Raw genomic sequence first — 18,201 nt, 5'->3', positions numbered from 1 at the left:
GATGTAAGGTGGCGCCAGTGTCGAAGCTGGGCAGCGCCCTTCAACGGCTGATCGGCGGCTCGAGTGTCGCGCTGATCTTGCTCGTACCCGGGCTCGCGGTGGCCGCACCGCCGCAGAGCCCTCCGGGTGACGAGGAGCCTCCTCCTCCCTCCACGGATCTCGACGCCGAGGTCCTTCGCCAGCTGCAAGAGCGCCTCGACGCCCTCGAGCAGGAGGTCGAGGAACTCCGCGAGGAACGCGACGAGGCCCAGGAGGCCGCGGCCGCTGCCTCCGAGAAGGCCGACGCCGCGGCCGAGGCGGCGGCCAGGGCCGGTGAGCAGGCCGCCGCGGTCTCGGCGATCGAGGCGAGCAAGGAAAAAGAAGAGGAGCCCGAGCTCGACGTCCAGGACAAGGCCTTCGTCGACGCCCAGCGCCCGCCCAACTACGCCGACGGGTTTCACTTCGGCTCCTACGGTCGCGTGGTCGCGGCCGGTGACCTGCGCGGCCGCCCGGGCCGCGACGCCGACATCGTCGCCCGCGGCTCACGCTTCGACGAGTCGACCTACGCCGAGCTCGAGCTGCGCCGCGAGGACTACTGGGAGGCGACCGGCGCCTACACGCGGATCGTCTCGACCGTCGCCTTCTCCCACCCGATCTTCCACTACAACGGTGAGTTCGACGCCAAGCTGGCGCTGCGCAACCTCTACATCGAAGAGGTCGGCCTGGGCGCGAAGAACCTGTCCTTTTGGGCCGGCTCGCGCATGTATCGAGGCGACGACATCTACGTCCTCGACTGGTGGCCGCTCGACAACCTCAACACCATCGGCGCGGGCCTGGGCTACCAGTTCTCCACGGGCACCTTCCTCAAGGTCCACGGCGGCGTGCAGCAGCCCAACGACCCCTTCTACGTGCAGACCGTGCTGCGCTCGCCGGCCCTCGACCAGGCGGGTGAGACCGAGGTCGCGGTCCTCGATCGCCAGAAGATCGTGACCAGCTACAAGCTCGGCCACGTGTTCATGGGCGTGGGCGAGAGCGGCGGCGTCAAGCTCGTCGCCTACGGCGAGACCCACCACGTGCGCGCCGGCCAGCGCGAGCTCGACTACCGCGAGTTCGAAGAGGTCCCGGCCGACAGCGGCTTCGTCGCCGGCGGCGAGATCAGCTTGTTCACCGGCAAGCGCAGCACCCACGTCAACGCCTGGGTCCGCCACGCGTGGAACCTCGCCGCCTACGGTGACCTGCGCGCGCCCACGCAGCTGGCCGCCGACAACACCACAAAGGGCGCGCGCGAGCTGATCGTCGCCCTCGGCGGCAACTACGAATACAAGTTCTTCGGGCTCATGGGCGGGGCCTACTTCCGGCGCTTCCGCAACGCCAGCGAGGCCCTCGACTTCAACGACCTCAACGAGGGCATCGTCCTGCTGCGCCCGCAGATCTGGATCAAGAACATCGCCGGGGTCGCGCTCGAGGGCTCCTACCAGATCCAGCAGCGCGGCATCCTCACGGGCCTCGAGGCCGACGCCGACCCGGCGCCGGTGGTCGGCAGCCTCGGGCGCGTGGGCATCATGCCCTTTTGGGCGCCCAACGGCCGCGGCTCCTACGCCCGCCCGCACATCCGCGCCTACTACATGTTGACCGTGCGCGACGCGGGAGCGCGCTCGCTCTACGCCGTCGATGACCCCTTCAGCGTGCGCGGCGTCGATCACCTGATCGGCGTCGGCGCCGAGTGGTGGTTCGGCAGCACCAGCTACTTCCGGGACTGAACCTTGGCAGCAAACATGGGCCACGCAGACGCACGCAAGAACACCTACTCCCGGGGGCGCCGCCTTCGGCTCGGGCTCGGGGCCGCCCTGGCCCTGGCCTGCGCGCCGCTCTTGGGCAGCTGCCTGAGCTACGAGGGCTACGAGGACACCCCGGAGCTGACCGTGGAGGTCGAGGACTGGCGCGACGAGGTCATCTATCAGGTCCTCGTCGACCGGTTCTACAACGGGGATCAGGGCAACGACTACATGATCGAGCTCGACGCGCCGGCCCGCTACCACGGCGGCGACTGGCGCGGGCTCGAGGACAAGCTGCCCTACCTGGAGGAGCTCGGGGTCACGGCGCTGTGGATCTCGCCGGTGATCAAGAACGTCGAGACCGACGCCGACGTCGACGGCTACCACGGCTACTGGGCCCAGGACTTCACCGCGCTCAACCCCCACTTCGGCGACCTCGTGGCCCTGCGCCGCCTGGTCGACGCGGCCCACGAGCGCGACATGTTGGTGATCATCGACATCGTCACCAACCACGTCGGGCAGCTGTTTTATTACGACATCAACCTCAACGGGAACGCCGACGTCCAGCTCCAGGGCAACGGCACCGACTCGCCGGTGCTCCACATCAACGAGTACGACCCGGACTTCGACATCCGCGGGATCCAGTCCTTCACCTCGCTGGGCGAGGCCGGGCCGGCGCCGATCATCTTTGGCAACGACCCCTACTCCAACCACATGCCGCCCAGCCCCGAGGTGTTCCGCAACCCCGCGGTCTACAACCGGCGCGGGCGGACCTTGGACTTCGAGGTCGAAGAGCAGCTGCTGACCGGCGACTTCCCCGGCGGGCTCAAGGACGTCGACACCACGCGCTGCGACGTCAAGCAGGCCTTCGTCGACGTCTACGCGCGGATCATCGAGCAGAGCAACGCCGACGGCTTCCGCATCGACACGATCAAGCACGTCGAGTACGAGTTTTGGCGCTACTTCACCCAGCGCCTGCGCCAGCGCCTGGCCGAGAAGGGCAAGACCAACTTCATCATGTTCGGCGAGGCCTTCGACGGCCGCGACGACCTGGTCGGCTCGTTCACCCAAAAGCTCGCGCCCGAGGACCACGAGCTCGACTGCGCCAGCGACGGGCCGGCGCTGACCGGCGACCAGCTCGACAGCGCGTTTTACTTTCCGCAGCACTTCCAGGCGATCCGCGACGTCTTCCAGGACGCTCAGTCCACGGACCGGATCCAGAGCCTGTGGGAGCAGCGCACGACCACCTGGGGGACCGAGGCGATGACCGGGGGCATCGGCATCCCGCCCGCGGACGTGCCGATCAACTTCCTCGACAACCACGACGTCCCGCGCTTTTTGTACGCGGTCAACGACCGCGACGAGGACGTGGCCCAGCAGCTGCTGCGCAACGCCTTGCTGTTCTTGTACACCGCGCCGGGCGTGCCCTGCCTGTACTACGGGACCGAGCAGAACTTCGACGGCGGCAACGACCCGGCCAACCGCGAGGATCTGTGGAAGTCGGGCTTCGACACGACCAACACCACCTTCGTGTGGATCTCGCGCCTGGCCAAGATGCGCAAGCAGTACACCGCGCTGCGCCGCGGCGACCTCGGCGTGACCTGGGCGACGGCGCGGACCGGCGACGAGGAGGACGCGGGGATCTTCGCCTTCGAGCGTAACGGGGGCAACAGCGCCAACGGCTACGCCCTGGTCGTGATCAACAGCAACCAGAGCCACGCCAGCCGCACGGCCTACGAGGGCGAGGTGATGAGCGTGCTCGCCCCGGCGGGGACCGTGCTCAAGGACGCGATCTCCGGGGAGACCTGGACCGTGGGCGGGGACGGCAGCCTGGACATCACCCTCGACCCGATGACCGGCGTGATCTTGGTGCCCCAGTCCGACTGGGTCTCGATCCCCTGAGCGGCGCGCGAGCATGGTCAGCGTCAGGGGTAAGCAGATCGTCAAGCGCTTCGGCGAGACCACGGTCTTGCGGGGCATCGACCTCGACATCGCGGCCGGGCAGTTCGCGGTCCTCGTCGGGCCCAGCGGCTGCGGCAAGTCCACGCTCTTGCGCCTGCTCGCGGGGCTCGAGCGCGTGAGCTCGGGGACCATCCACTTCGGCGAGCGCGAGGTCACCGAACTCGAGCCGCGCGAGCGCGACATCGCGATGGTCTTCCAGTCCTACGCCCTCTACCCGCACATGAGCGTGCGCAAGAACCTCGAGTTCGGCCTGCGCCTGCGCAAGACCGACGCCGCGACGATCACCACGCGGGTCGAGGAGGTCGCGCGGATGCTCGACATCCACCACCTCCTCGATCGCCTGCCGCGGGCGCTCAGCGGCGGCCAGCGCCAGCGCGTGGCCATGGGGCGGGCGATCGTCCGCCGCCCGGCGCTGTTCTTGTTCGACGAGCCCCTGTCCAACCTCGACCCCGCGCTGCGCACCCAGGTGCGCGTGGACATCCGCAAGCAGCACGACGAGCTCGAGGCGACCAGCATCTACGTGACCCACGACCAGGTCGAGGCCATGACCCTGGCCGACGTGCTCTTCGTGCTCGAGGGCGGCGAGGTCCAGCAGCGCGGCGCGCCCATCGATATCTACCGCGCTCCGGTCAACTGCTTCGTGGCCAAGTTCCTGGGCAGCCCGGCGATGAACTTGGTCCCGACCACGCTGCACCGCGCGGGCTCGAGCTGGCGCGCCGGCGCGGTCGAGATCCGCGAGCCCGGGCCCTTCAGCGGCCTCGCCGAGGACAAGGCCGTCATCCTCGGCCTGCGCCCCCACGACCTCGAGCTCGCGCCCGCCGGCGAGGGCGAGCTGACGCTCGAGGTCGAGGTCGTCGAGACCCTGGGCCCCGAGCTCACCATTCACGGGGTGCTCACGGGCGACGCCGAGCGCCGACCCTTCATCGCCGCCTTGCCGGCCGAGCACCGCGTCGCCCGGGGCGACACGCTGCCGCTGCGGGTCGAGCGGCTGCACCTCTTCGACGCCGAGACGGAGCGCAGCCTGCGATGAGCGGGGCGAGCTCGCTCAGGCCGAGCGCGCGGGGCTGTGTGCCGAGCGAGGGACGAGACAAGACGAGGTCGAAGAGGTCGACGAGGTCGATGAGGTCGACGCCAAGGCGCTCGCGCCGAGCGGCGGCTCCGCTCGCGGCGCTGCTGCTCTTGTTGACCGGGCTGCTCTTCCCCGGCCTGGCCGCGGCCGAGGAGCCGCTGGTGGTCTGGCATGCCTACCGCGGCGCCGAGGAGCAGGCCCTCGAGCGGATCCTCGCCGAGTTCGAGGACGCCGAGGTCGAGGTCCTGGCCCTGCCCTACGACGCCTTCGCCTCCAAGCTCGAGTCCTTCGTGCCCCTCGGCCAGGGCCCCGACGTGTTCATCGACGCCCACGAGCGCCTCGGCAACTTTCGTGAGCGCGGCCTGGTCGCACAGATCCCCGCCGAGCTGATCCCCCGCGAGGGCGCTTACCTCGGCCAGGCGATCGCCGCGGTCACCATCGACGGCCACAGCTGGGGCCTGCCGCTCTCGCAAAAGTGCCTCGCGCTCTTCGTCAACACGCCGCTCGTCGCGACCGCGCCGGCGACCCTCGAGGAGATCGTCGCGCTGAAGGGCACGCTGCCCGAGGGCGTGTATCCCCTGGCCTACGAGGCCCGCGGCGCCTACGCCCACGCGGCCCTGCTCGCGGCCTTCGGCGGCGAGCTCCTCGATCCCGAGACCGACGACTACGCCTTCGAGGGCCCGGCCGCCGAGCGCTCCTTGGCGCTGGCCGTCGAGCTCGTCGAGGCCGGCGTGGTCCCCGAGGACGCCGACGGCGCCCTGGTCACCAACTTGTTCAAGGCCGGCAAGGCGGCCACGGTGTTCAGCGGGCCATGGTTTTTGGCGGATCTCGGCGACGAGGTCTCGTTCACCGTCGCGCCCCTGCCCGTGGTCGAGGAGACCGGCGAGCCCATGCGCCCGCTGCTGACGGTGGAGGCCGCGATGCTCTCGCCGCGGGGCGCACAAAACCCCGACGCCCTGCGCCTGCTCGCTCACCTCGCCAGCCCCGAGGCCGCGCAGATCCGGGCCGAGGTCGCCGGCAGCCTCAGCGCCCGGGCCGACGTCCCGGCGCCCGAAGATCCGGTGCTCCAGGCCTTCGCGCGCCAGGCCGAGCTCGCTCAGCTGATGCCCTCGACCTCGGCCATGCGCTCGCTGTGGGAGCCCGCCAATCGGGCGATCCGCAAGGTCATGCGCCACGACATGGAGCCCGGCCCGGCCCTGAGCGAGGCCCGGCGGCGCTTCGAAGACGTCCGCCGCCCGCCCCCCGAGCCGGCCTCGCCCACGCCGGTGCTCGTGCTCCTCGGTCTGCTCAGCCTGGCCGGCGCCGGCTTGCTGGTCCACCGCGGTCGCAAGCGCGCCGACCTGCTCGGCGACCTGCGGCGCTCGCTGCCCGCCTACGCCTACGTGGCCATCGGCGCCCTCGCGGTCACCGTGCTCGTGCTCTTGCCGATCCTCTTCGGCGCCGGCGCGGCGCTCTTCGCCGGCAAGCCGCACGAGATGTACTACGTGGGCCTCGCCAACTTCCGCGAGATCCTGAGCGCGCGCGGCGGGGAGCTGCTGTCGACGGGCTCCTTCTACGTGGTCCTGGCCGTCACCGTGCTGTGGACCGTGGTCAACGTGTTCTTTCACCTGGCGATCGGCGTCAGCTTGGGCCTGGTGCTCTCGCGCCCGGCCATGAAGCTCAAGGGCGTCTACCGGGTGCTGCTGATCGTCCCCTGGGCCGTGCCCAGCTACGTCACCGCCCTGGCCTGGCGCGGCATGTTCCACCGCCAGTTCGGCGCCGTGACCGGGCTGATCAACGCGATCAACGAGCTCTTCGGGTTCAGCATCGAGCCGATCGCCTGGTTCGCCCGCTTCTCGACCGCGTTCACGGCCAACGTCGCGACCAACGTGTGGCTGGGCTTCCCCTTCATGATGGTCGTGACCCTCGGCGCGCTCGCGGCCGTGCCCAAGGACGTGCTCGAGGCCGCCGAGGTCGACGGCGCCAGCCGCTGGCAGCGCCTGAGCCGGATCACCTTGCCGATGATCGCCCCGACCATGCTCCCGGCGATCACCCTGGGCGCGATCTGGACGTTCAACATGTTCAACGTCGTCTTCCTGGTCTCGGGCGGCGACCCCGACGGGACCACCGACATCCTGGTCTCCGAGGCCTACCGCTGGGCCTTCACCCGCGACGCCCAGTACGGCTACGCGGCCGCCTACGCCGTGCTGATCTTCTTGTTGCTCATGGGCACCAGCCGGCTCACGGACAAGCTGCTCGGCCGCGAGACCCTGGGAGGGAGCTGAGCCCGCCATGACCCCGCGCAAGGATCTGCTCGAGTCCGTGGCCGCCCACGCGGTCGTTTTGCTCGCCGTCGCCTTCTCGCTCTACCCGATCTTGTGGGTGGTCAGCCTGGCCTTCTCGGGCACCACCACCCTCGAGGCCCAGGTGCTGCCCGTGCCCGCCGAGCCGACCCTCGACAACATGCGCGAGGTCGTGGGCTCGCAGTGGGTCGACACCCAGGGCGACTCGCACTGGCTCTTTGGTCGCCAGCTGCTCAACTCCCTCGTGGTCTCGCTGACCACCGCCGTGGTCGGCGTGGGCGTGGCGATCCCCACCGCCTACGCCTTCGCGCGCTTCGAGTTCATCGGCCGCCGCGAGGGCATGCGCCTGCTGCTGGCCACGCAGATGTTCCCGGCCGTGGCCAGCGCGGTGCCGCTGTTCATGATCCTCGAGACCCTCGAGCTGCTCAACACGCGCACCGGCCTCGTGCTCTGTTACGCCAGCACCTCCGTGCCATTCGCCGTGTTCCAGCTGCGCAGCGCCTTCGAGGCCATCCCCGTCGACCTCGAGGAGGCGGCCATGGTCGACGGCGCCACCCAGTTCCAGGCCTTCATCAAGGTCGTGCTCCCCGTGGCCCGCCCGGCCATCGCGGTGACCTTCTTGTTCGCGTTCATGACCGCCTACAACGAGTTCATCCTCGCGGCCACGCTGCTCGACGACGAGCGCGCCTTCACCTTGCCGGTGGTGCTCCAGCGCTTCATCGGGGAGTACGACGCGCGCTGGGACCTGTTCGCGGCCGGGGCGATCGTGGTCTCGCTGCCGGTGATGCTGCTCTTCTATCAGGTCCAGCGTCACATGGTCGCGGGGCTCGGTGCGGGCGGGGTCAAGGGCTGAGAGTCTGCAGGACCAGCTCGGCGCCGCGGCGTGGCGACGAGTGCCGCTGTCGGGGCCGCCGGGACTGGTGGCGTTGCGATGATGGCTGTGATGGCTGTGATGGCTGGTGGTCGTTCGGTGCCACCGAGCCCCAGCCCGCCGCTCGGGTAGACTGATTGGCCTTGCCCCTCGGGGGGGCTCGGCAGCATGGGGACGCAGCGACGGATCGCGGTGATTGGGCTCGGCTACGTCGGCTTGCCGGTCGCCGTCGCGTTCGCCGAGCGCTTCCCCGGGACCCTCGGCTTCGACATCGACGCGGCGCGGATCCGCGAGCTCGCCGCGGGCTGCGACCGCTGCAGAGAGCTCGGCGAGGCCCGGCTCGCCGCCTCGGGCCTCGAGCTGACGGCCGACCCCGCGGCGCTCGCTCGCGCGGACCTGTTCGTGATCACCGTCCCGACGCCCGTCGACGACACCAACCACCCCGACCTCGGCATGCTCCGGGCCGCGACCGAGACCGTGGGCGCGGCCCTCGGCCCGGGGGGGATCGTCGTCTACGAGTCCACGGTCTACCCCGGCGTGACCGAGACGATCTGCGGCCCCCTGCTCGAGCAAGTCAGCGGCCTGCGCTGTGGCCGGGACTTTTCCCTGGCCTACTCCCCCGAGCGCATCAACCCGGGCGACAAAGAGCACGGCTTCGAGCGGGTCACCAAGGTCGTCGCCGGCCAGGACCAGACCACCCTCGAGCTCGTCGCCGGGCTCTACGCCGCCGTGGTCGAGGCCGGGGTGCACCGCGCCCCGAGCATCGCCGTCGCGGAGGCCGCCAAGATCATCGAGAACACCCAGCGCGACCTCAACATCGCGCTGATGAACGAGCTCGCGCTGATCTTCGACCGCCTCGGCATCGACACCCTCGACGTGCTCGCGGCGGCCAGGACCAAGTGGAACTTCCTCCCCTTCACGCCGGGGCTCGTGGGCGGCCACTGCATCGGCGTCGACCCCTACTACCTGACCGCGCGCGCCGAGCAGGTCGGCGTCCACCCCCAGGTCATCCTCGCCGGGCGGCGGATCAACGACTCGATGGGCCCCTTCATCGCCCAGCGCACGGTCAAGCAGCTGATCCGCGCGGGCGTGCGCATCGACGCGGCGCGGGTGCTGGTGCTCGGGCTGACCTACAAGCCCGACATCCACGACATCCGCAACAGCCGCGTGCCCTCGATCATCTCCGAGCTCGCGGACTACGGCGTCGCGGTCGAGGTCTACGACCCCATGGCCGAGCCCGGCGAGGTCGAGCGGATCTATGGTCTGCGCCTGCGGACCACGCCCGGCGACGGCTACCACGCCGTCGTCCTGGCCGTGCCCCATCGCGGCCTGTCCGAGCAGGTGCTCGCGCTGCTCGAAGATCCCTGCTTGCGCGTGATCATCGACGTCAAAGGCGCCGTGGAGCGCGACCGCGTGCCGGCACAGGTGGATCTGTGGCGACTGTGATCGCGCTGACCATTGCGACGGACTGCCGGGCCGAGCGAGCTGCGCACGATGTTCGAGCCGGGCTCGTGGGATGCGCGAGTCCAGCCCGAGGGTAGGGACGATCGCGATTGGCGTGAATGTCATCGCGGGACAATCACGACATCCACATCAACCATCGCTAGACTGGCTCTTCGTAGTGCATCGACGCGAGCACATGAAGGGCCGTCTGCCGGGGATGTATGCGCCCTGCCTCCTGCTCGGGCTCGGGCTCGGCTGCACCATGGCGAACCCGGAGTTCGACGCCATGGCCTTGGCCATGAGCGGGGACAGCTCTGGTGAGGACGAGGGGCGGCCAGAAGAGGAGAGCGGCGAGTCTGGCGAAGCCGAGTCCGGCAGCGAGAGTGAGTCCGGCAGCGAGAGTGAGTCCGGCAGCGAAGAGGAGACGAGCGAGGGCGCGCCCGGTGACGCCTGCCCCGTCGGCGACGCCACGCTCGTCGCCTGCTATCCCTTCGAACAACCGAACGCCGCCGCCGACGGATCCGGCAAGGGCAACCATGCGCAGGCCCAGGCGCTCGGGTTGAGCCCGAGTCTGTGGGGGTCGGCGCTGGACTGCGAGAGCAGCGAGCAGGTCAAAGTCTCCGACAGCGCGAGCCTCGACATCGACCTCGACCTGACCCTCGCCATGTGGGTCAGGCCCGACGGCGTCCCCGAGGGCGCCGCCGTCTGGCTCGACAATTCGGGTCAGTACGGCATGTTCTTCGACGTTGATGATGGCTTCGTGGCGTGGGTGCTCACTGTGGGCGACGGCTATCAAAAGGCCATCGTCGAGCATGAGCACATCCCGATCGGGGAGTGGAGCCACATCGCCGCGACCTACGATGGCGACCACCTGCGGGCCTATGTCAACGCGCAGCCCAGGGCAGACGAGGAGGTCGACGCGGGGCTGAGCGACAACGGCGAGCCGATGGCGATCGGCTACAACTATCCTGGCGGGGAGAGGTGTGTCGGGTTGATCGACGGGCTACAGATCTACGCGCGGGTGCTCGGCCAAGACGAGCTCGCCGTGCTCGCGCAGCAGCCCTGAAAGCGCTCGGTCGGGGAGGGGCGCTCGAGAAGGGGGACACTGAGAGGCGCTCGGGGGCGGGCTCTGCTATCGTGGGCGCAGGCATGCTCCGCGTCCGAAGGATCCTCCCTGCGCTGCTCATTTGCTCGTTCGCGCCGGCCTGCAGAGGAGAGGGAGAACCCCGGAGCTCTGAGCGCACGCCTTCGAGTGCGCATTTGCAGGGCAAGACGGAGGTCGAGACCGAGAAGAGTCTCGACTATCCAAACTTCCCGCCGGTCGACCCCGGTTCGATCGAGGAGGCAGTCGTGTTTCACGCGGATGAGGTCGTCGGAGACGGCTATCCTCGAGTTGCATGGAAATTGGGGCCGAAGCTCCACGCGGGGAAGTGGCTGGGGTTTGCTGGTGGGGCTGACGAGTTCTTGGGAGAGCACCACATCATCGTCAGTCACTACGCGCGAAAACCTCGCGGGGGCACGGCGGCAACCATCGAGAGTAGCGTGTTGCTGAACGTGAACACGGGGGAGGTGAGCGCTGAATTCGTCAAACACCTGGACGCGAGTTGGCGCCAGGGCATGGCCTTGGTCGAGGTCGAAGGAGAGCGAGGGCCCATGCTGCTGGACGTCGAGGGAGGAGCATTGGTCTCGGTGCTCCCCGAGGGCGAGCATGAGTATCGGTTCGGGAAAAACTACTGGGTTCGATTTAGCTCGATTGCAAGGCGTATTTGGATTTATGCCAAGGATCGAGACGGGAAAATTCACCTGTACGAATGGGAAGACAGGAGCAAGCCGCCACCTTTGCCAGATAATCCCTTCCCCTTCTTTCCCGATCTATGGGAGCAGACCCATGGACGCGCAGCCTTTGAGGAGGTCAGGGGAGAGGGGGCACCCTCAGGCTGTCCACGAGCCGCGCTGGTGCCTCCAAGGGGGTACGAGTGCCTGACCGACGCGGCGCGAACGCGAAGTATGTTGTTCTCTGGTAATTGGAGGTTCTCGGTCAAAGATGGGGTGGTCTTCAACCAGGCAAGCGGGGAAGGGGTAGACCTGGAGTCGCTTTGTCCGTCGAGCGAGTGGGGGGTAGGCATCGATGTCATCGAGGTAGACCCTCCCATGCTGCAGGTTTGCTGCGCTGATCAGGAGAAGCGTTGCTGGGTGTGGTCACCCGAGAACATCTATGCACTCTCGGAGGTAGTCTCGGGCAAACTCATCGCAGCGCAGAGCTGGCTCAGAAAAGGCGAGGAGGAGACCCTCGACCTCTACGACTACGGTGTGGCCGAGAAAGGCGCTTGGGTGGACCAGTTTCCCGAGCATCATGCTGCATATTTGATCGGTGACGACTATGCATGTGATGGGCTCAGCTATCGCTCATCCTATGGAAACCCCAGGAAGGGGGTAATGTGCATGTCTGAGAAGGGCGATGTGACCTGGGCAGAAGTCGTCGACAGTGAGCGAAAGGTTCGAACAAGTCGAGCGAGGAACGTCGAGGGGTTGGCCACGAGTTCCAGCGGGCGTGTCGTGGCGCTCGTGCGTAGGGGAGGGGTGTCTCATGTTTCCCTCGTCGACCTGGAGTGAGGACAGGGCGCGGCTATTTGTCGTTCGAGCTGCGCTCGAGGCGAAGTCGGACCTCTCCATTGACGAATACGTCAGTCCGGCGGGACTCCTGATTGTATGACGTGGAGCTGCTCGTTGATTCACCGTAGGCGGTGATCGTGATGTTCTTGATGCTGGGGTCAAAAATGGAAAATGTCGTGTTTGGGTCCCTGTTCTTCTCGTTCCATGACTTGTTGTCCTGCTTTCCTTTGATTTTCTCGATTTCAGCTTTTTCGTCGGGAATTTCCTTGAGCTGAGCGGGGCCAGAGAGTTCGTCTCCGAGAATGTTCTTCAGGTACTGGTATACACTCACAGCTCGATTTCTCGACAAGATCTGGTTCTCCAGCGCGCCGTGCGGCTGATCCGCATACCCCCGTAGCTCGAGCTCGACCCCCTTTTGCCCGAGCACCGCGAGCTCGCAAGCCGCGAACACCTGGAGCAGCCACAGCCCGTCGGGGAAGGGCATCGAGCCGTTGATCGGAAAGTGCACCGTGGCTCGAGAATTTGTCGTGTCGGCGTACTCGGGTTCGGCGTCGGCTTCGGGCAGCTCCTCGAGATCGTCGTCCCCGGAGACGATGGGGAAGATCTTGCCGACGAGCGTGGTCGCGCTCAGGCCGACACCCGCGCCCGAGCTCACGATGTCACTGAGGCCTGAGAAATTGAAGGGCAGCATGCCCGGGGGCTTGTCCTTCCCGCCGCCCTTGCAAAACAACACCGTCAGGCCTGCGCCCTTGCCCTTGATGCTGGAGAAGTAGGCGCCCCCGTCGGCGATGAACGCCGCGCCCGGGATGTTCTCGGGCTTCCACGCGGGGCCGTAGATGTTGTCGGCGGTGCCCGTGGTGGTGATGATCTTGGTGTTCCAGCCGATGTCTTTGGACTTCGAGGCCGTGAGCCCGAGGGCGACGAGCAGGTAGGTGGCGGAGAAGGGCAGATCTTGCTCGTTGCTGACGCTAAGCTCTCCGATGATCGAGATCGGGGACAGGGGGAAGCGGCGCTTGAGCTTGGTGCCGTTCTTTTTGACCGCCCTCCTCGTCTGCTTGGCGAAGTACTTCTTGAAGTCCTTGATGCCCTCGGCGTCGTCGGTGAGCTCTTCGAGGCTCATGTAGACCAGCTTGGCGTCGTAGCGCCGCCCACCGTGGAGCTTCCAGTCCAGGCCGAGGGTCTCGATGAAGTGTCGAACGCTGCGCGAGTCCTTGCTGGACTGGTCGAGGATGTGGTGGGTGTGGGTCAGGTAGGAGCGCCAGGTCGTGTCGAACATGACCTGGTGCTCCTCGAGGGTAGCGATGGTCGCCGCGGCGAATTCGTGGCGCTGGCTGTGATCGATCCCGCCCTTGCTCGGAGGGGCCTGGAGGGCGTTGGCGTAGGCGATGCCGACCAGGTCGTTGAGGGTCGAGGCGATGTTCTCGCGGCGTTGGGCGAGCTGCCTGGCGCCGGGGGGCTCCTCCCCGAGGGCCTCGTAGTAGGCCGCGTCGCCGATGTTGAAGTACTCCTCGACGAGGGTGGTGTAGGCGAAGGACTCGCTGTCTTCCCAGTCGCCCTTTTCGTAGGTCGAGCGGTGCGCTCGCACGCGGGCCGCGAGGATGAACTTGGGCAGGGCCTGGTGCTGCTCGGGCGTGGTCGGGAACCAGGCCATGGTCCGCAGGGCCTCCGGGATCCACGGCTTGTCGAGGTAGTTCTCGAACAAATTGGGGCGCGTGCTCAGGCGCCTGGCCTTGGAGAGCATCAGGGGTTGGAGGAGCTCGCGCAGGCGGGGATCGAGGTCGAGGTCATCGAGCTCGAGCTCGAGCTCGGCGGCCGACCCATCGGCGTTGCGGCGCAACCACCCACAGGCGGGCCCGCGCTCGGCGATCGTCGAGCCGGGGACGCGGGCAAAGAGGTGATAGTGCGTGCGCAAGCTGGCGTCGATGTCCGCGTACATGCGCAGGCGGCAGTGGATGAGCCGGCGGGCGTCGGGCAAGGTCGCCGCGTCGCCGCGCAGGTGGGCCTCGTCGACCGGCATCATCGCCGAGGTGTTGCTGTCGACCAGCGCGAGGAGGAGCTCGAGGTGCTCGCCGGCCTGGTTGATGAACAGGTGGTAGCGATCGTTGGCCTCGCGCCACTGGCCGGTGAGCACGAAGGGCTCGCGCATGTCGGTGTGGATCAGCGGCTCGCGCTCGCCGTTGCCGACGCGCATGACCGGCTCTCGCGGGGAGCTTGGCTGATAGTCGCGGCCCTTTCTCTGGTCCAAGTTGGGGTGCTGCTGGTGGCGAGCCCGGTGGGGTTTGGCCATGGGGTCGCAGTTTAGCCCGGAGAAGGTCGGTGGATCGACACGAGCGCGGGAGCTTTGCTAAGCTTGGCTTCGTTGATGACTCGCGCCACCGAGCTCCTTTTTGTGCTGCTGCTGTGTCTGCCGAGCTTGGCCTGCGACGAAGAGGGCGAGGTGCCCAGAGACGCGCCCGAGCCCTCGTCGGAAGACGAACTGCCCGAGGAGCGGGACTGGTCGAGCTTTCCGCCGGTGGATCTCGACGCCATCGAGGAGCTCGAGGTGTTCCACACGAAGAGCCTGGAGAGTGGGAGCTTCCCGCGTGTCCCAGTGGAGTATGGGCCGACGGTCTACCGCGGAAAGTGGCTGGGCTTCACGGGCGGGCACAATTACTTTCTGGGTGAGGACCACATCATCGTCAATCACTTCGAGCGCGCGCCAAAGGACTACTACACGGATCCGCTGGAGAAGAGCGTGCTGCTGAACGTGCGGACGGGGGAGGTGAGCGCGACCTTTCTGCGCCACATCGAGGCGAATTATAGGCGGGGTCTGGCGCTGGTCGAGGGCCTGGACGGGTCGGGGGTTCACCTGCTGGATGCGCAGACCGGATCGATGGTGCCGGTGTTGCCGGAGGGGGACCACGACTATGTCTATGAGAAGAACTACTGGATCCATCTTGGAGCCGTCGAGGATCGTGTTTGGGTCTACGCCGTAGACGACGAAGAGGTTGTGCACCTGTTCGAGTGGGAGGACATCAGCAAGCCGCCGCCGCTCCCCGACGCGCCCTTTCCCTTTTTTCCCGAAGAGTGGGCGCGAACATGGGGAGGGGAGCCCGACTTCGAGGAGGTGTCTGGAATGAGCGCGCCCGAAGAGTGCCGCAAGGCGCTGCTCCAGCCTCCTCGTGGCTACGAGTGTCTCGAGGGTAGTGTCGCAAGCAGTGACCCTCTTTCAGGTGGGTGGCGATTTTCTAGCTTTCGAGGAGATATCTTCAACTACGATGATGGTCGTGGCATGAATGTGAATAATTTATGTCCCGATGCGAAGTGGGGGGTCACCCTCAAGGCCATCAGCGCGCGTCCCCCGAAGGTCTCTGCGTGCTGCGAGGAGAACTGTTGGGTGTGGACGCCTGATGCTGTGTATCGGCCAGCTGGTGGGGTTTCCGAGTTCATTGCCCAAACACCTCATAGCCTGGCGTTCCACGAAGAGACCCAGGTTTATGATATTTTTGACTACGGCGATGATCGTCTCGCGCTGAGCGTTAGGTATGGTCATACCTATAGGGCTAGGGTCGTGGGGGAGTATCGGTGTGCTCATCTTCGCTACGGTCTTGATGATGCATTGCGAATTTTGTCGATTGCTTGCCATCCAACCGAGTGGGGGAGCAACTCGTGGGTCGAAATCGTTGATAAAGTGGCGGGGGTGCGTTCGGAGCGGTTTGAGGCGCCAGTGATTGTGATGGGCCACGATGGCGTTGGGGTGGTCATTCGAGGCGAGCCTTCTGCGCAGAGCGTTCAAACCGTTCAACTCGCCCACTTCTAGTGTGCGCGGCAGAGGACTTGAAGGGTCCCAGGCGCCGGACCGCCGGTTGCTGACGAGGCGCGAGGAGGGAGTTTGTCGGGCACAAATGACTGACGAGCAACGAAGTCAGCGGCCGGTGCTCCAAGCCTGGGGCCCTTCAAGTCCTCTGCCGCGCACACTAGTCGTCTTTTGTGAGGCGACCAAGCTGCAGTCGGACTTCGTCGTCGATGAGCAAGTCGACGCGGCGCGAATTGATATCGTAGTTCTCCGATTTTGACTCGATTTCGCCGTAGGCCAAGATTTTGATGTTTCCCTCGGAAGGGTCTTCCAATTCAAATAGTCCATCGGGGCGGGGGTGGAGTTGATGAGCCTGTCTATTTCATATTTTTCATCATGTATTTCTTTTAGCTGATCCGGTCCCGCCAGGTCATCCCCGAGAATGTTCTTCAGGTAGTTGTATACGGTGACCGACCGGCTTCGCGACAAGATCTGGTTCCTGAGCGCGTCGTGGGGCTGATCCGCGTAGCCTTTCAACGTGATCTTCATCCCCGGCTTGCTGAGCACCGCCAACTCGTTGGCGGCAAAGATCTCGAGCAAGACCTCTCCCCCTGGCACGAAGAGCGCGCCATTGATCGGAAAGTGCAGCGTCCCAGTCGGCTGCGAGCGGTACTCGGGTTGGTCTTGGGGCCCGGGCAGCTGGCGGACGAAGTCGCCGCCCTCGGCGTCGGCCAAGAAGAGCTTGCCGGTGAGGACCGAGCCGCCGATCCCCCCGGCGGCGGTGTCGCTGAAGACCTTGCCCTGACCCGAGAAGTCGAAGACGAGCGGGACCTTGGGCTTGCCTTTCTCGCTGCCCTTGCAGGTCAAGGCGGTGTAGCCGTAGCCCTTGCCCTCTCCTTCGGGGTTCTTTTTCCCGATCTTCTGTTTGCCCGTGGTCGCGAAGGCGCTGCCGTCGACGTAGAGGACCGGCCCCGCGAGGTTTTCGGGCTTCCACGCGGGGCCGTAGACGTGCTCGGCCTTTCCCTCTGACTGGAACGAGACGGTCGAGTCTCCCGCGGAGGCGGACTTTCCCAGGCCGCTGGCAAAGATCATGTACTGCGCTGAAAAGGGGACGTCGTCGTGGTTTTCGACGTGGACCTCGCCGACGATGGAGATCAGCTCGAGGGGCAGCCAGCGCTTGATTCGCTTGAAGACTTTGTCACCGTGCTGCTTGGCGTACTGCTGGACCTTCTTGAAGGCCCGCTCGCTCTGGCCCTCGACGACCATGTCGACGAGGCTGGAGTAGTTGATCTTGGCGGTGTAGGTGCGTCCGCCTTCGATCATCCACTGAAGCCCGAGGTCGTCGCTGAAGTGATCGGTGTCTCGGGTCGTGCCGCTCTCGTTGAGGATGTGGTGGGTGTGGGTGAGCAGGCTGTGCGGAAAGCCGTCGACGATCTCGAGGGTGGGCACGTCGAGGGCGCTGAGGGTGACCTGAGCGAAGAACAGGTCGAGCTGAAAGCTATCGATGCCCCCCTTGTCCGCAGGGGTGGTCAGGGCGGAGCTGCGGGCCCTGCCGACGAGGTCGTTGAGGGTCGCGCTGATGTTCTTGCGGCGCTGCTTGACCTGGCCGGCGTTGAGGTCGTCGCGGTCCTCGAGGTTGAAGTAGGCCTCGACGAGGCTGCGGTAGTCGAAGGTCTCGCCATCGTCCCAGCGCCCGGCCTCGTAGGTCTCGCGGTGGGCCGGGATGCGGGCGTCGAAGATGAATTTGGGGAGCGCCTCGATCTGCTTGGGCGTGAGCGGGAACCACCGCAAGGTCCGCATGCTCTCGGGGATCCACGGCTGGTTGAGGTAGTTCTCGAACACGTTGGGGCGGGTGTCGAGGCGCTTGGACTTGGCCTTGACCATGGGCTGGAGGCGCGTCGCGAGCTCGCTGTTGAGGGCGCGGAGCTCCGCGAGCTCGAGCCCGATCTCGATGGCCGTGCCCGAGGCGGACCGTCGCAGCCACCCGCAGGGGCGGTCGAGCTTGTCGATGGGATCACCGCCGACGCGCAGGCTCAGGTGATAGTGGCGCTCGTCGCTGGGGTCGATGCGCCCGGCCATGCGCAGGCAGCGTTGGTTGAGGCGGCGGCCGTCGGGGAGTGACCAGACGCCACCTCTGGCGCTCTCGTTCGCCTTGGGTTCGGCGACATGACCATTCTCGACCACGGTGAGCATCAGCTCGAGGTGGGGGCCGGCCTGGTTGATGAACACGTGGTAGCGTTGGCCGTGCTCGCGCCACTGGCCGGTGAGCACGACCGGCTGACGCTGATCCACGCGGGCCAGGGGCTCGCGCTCTGCGTTGCCGACGCGCATGCTGGGCTCTCGTGGGGTGCTCTGCTGGTATTGGAGCCCGTTTCGCCGATCCAAATTGGGCTGCTGTTCGTGGCGCGCTCGGTAGGGTTTGGCCATGGCTT

General features: G+C 66.7%; 11 protein-coding genes. 9 read left to right on the top strand and 2 right to left on the bottom strand.

Annotated features, from left to right (window positions below):
* Positions 1-17 precede the first annotated feature (17 nt).
* The 8 genes from G6O69_RS07545 (at position 18) to G6O69_RS07510 (ending at position 11,994) form a co-directional block, all read left to right on the top strand.
* The gene (locus G6O69_RS07545; protein ID WP_172302847.1) at positions 18-1,739 is read left to right on the top strand and encodes a carbohydrate porin; all 1,722 of its coding nucleotides are present in this window, start codon (positions 18-20) and stop codon (positions 1,737-1,739) included.
* A gap of 3 nt (positions 1,740-1,742) precedes the next feature.
* Entirely contained in the window at positions 1,743-3,656 is a 1,914-nt protein-coding gene (locus tag G6O69_RS07540; protein ID WP_255215727.1) for an alpha-amylase family glycosyl hydrolase, read from the top strand.
* Positions 3,657-3,669: 13 nt separating this feature from the next.
* Complete coding sequence (ugpC, locus tag G6O69_RS07535) at positions 3,670-4,746, top strand: sn-glycerol-3-phosphate ABC transporter ATP-binding protein UgpC (protein ID WP_172302846.1); 1,077 nt, start codon at positions 3,670-3,672, stop codon at positions 4,744-4,746.
* An 89-nt stretch (positions 4,747-4,835) separates the two neighbouring features.
* A complete protein-coding gene (locus G6O69_RS07530; protein ID WP_172302845.1) occupies positions 4,836-7,049 on the top strand; it encodes an extracellular solute-binding protein in 2,214 nt (737 codons plus the stop codon).
* Positions 7,050-7,056: 7 nt separating this feature from the next.
* Positions 7,057-7,920 carry an ABC transporter permease subunit gene (locus G6O69_RS07525; RefSeq protein WP_172302844.1) on the top strand — a complete coding sequence of 288 codons (864 nt, stop codon included), beginning with the start codon at positions 7,057-7,059 and terminating at the stop codon, positions 7,918-7,920.
* Positions 7,921-8,106: 186 nt separating this feature from the next.
* Positions 8,107-9,384, top strand: a complete 1,278-nt coding sequence (locus G6O69_RS07520) for a nucleotide sugar dehydrogenase (protein ID WP_172302843.1) — start codon at positions 8,107-8,109, stop codon at positions 9,382-9,384.
* Positions 9,385-9,559: 175 nt separating this feature from the next.
* Positions 9,560-10,447 carry a LamG domain-containing protein gene (locus G6O69_RS07515; protein ID WP_217909790.1) on the top strand — a complete coding sequence of 296 codons (888 nt, stop codon included), beginning with the start codon at positions 9,560-9,562 and terminating at the stop codon, positions 10,445-10,447.
* 194 nt (positions 10,448-10,641) lie between these two features.
* Positions 10,642-11,994 (top strand): hypothetical protein, encoded by a 1,353-nt coding sequence (locus G6O69_RS07510; protein ID WP_172302841.1) that lies wholly within the window; start codon positions 10,642-10,644, stop codon positions 11,992-11,994.
* Positions 11,995-12,007: 13 nt separating this feature from the next.
* On the opposite strand, the gene G6O69_RS07505 is transcribed toward G6O69_RS07510, so the two are convergent.
* Positions 12,008-14,281, bottom strand: a complete 2,274-nt coding sequence (locus G6O69_RS07505) for a hypothetical protein (protein ID WP_172302840.1) — start codon at positions 14,279-14,281, stop codon at positions 12,008-12,010.
* Positions 14,282-14,356: 75 nt separating this feature from the next.
* On the opposite strand from G6O69_RS07505, the gene G6O69_RS07500 reads away from it, so the two are divergent.
* Entirely contained in the window at positions 14,357-15,793 is a 1,437-nt protein-coding gene (locus G6O69_RS07500; protein ID WP_172302839.1) for a hypothetical protein, read from the top strand.
* 105 nt (positions 15,794-15,898) lie between these two features.
* On the opposite strand, the gene G6O69_RS07495 is transcribed toward G6O69_RS07500, so the two are convergent.
* A complete protein-coding gene (locus tag G6O69_RS07495; protein WP_176396698.1) occupies positions 15,899-18,196 on the bottom strand; it encodes a hypothetical protein in 2,298 nt (765 codons plus the stop codon).
* Positions 18,197-18,201: the final 5 nt, after the last annotated feature.

It is taken from the genome of Pseudenhygromyxa sp. WMMC2535 (genome assembly GCF_011083025.2).
Note: the sequence above shows the minus strand (reverse complement) of the source record. Positions and strands in the feature narration are given on the sequence as shown.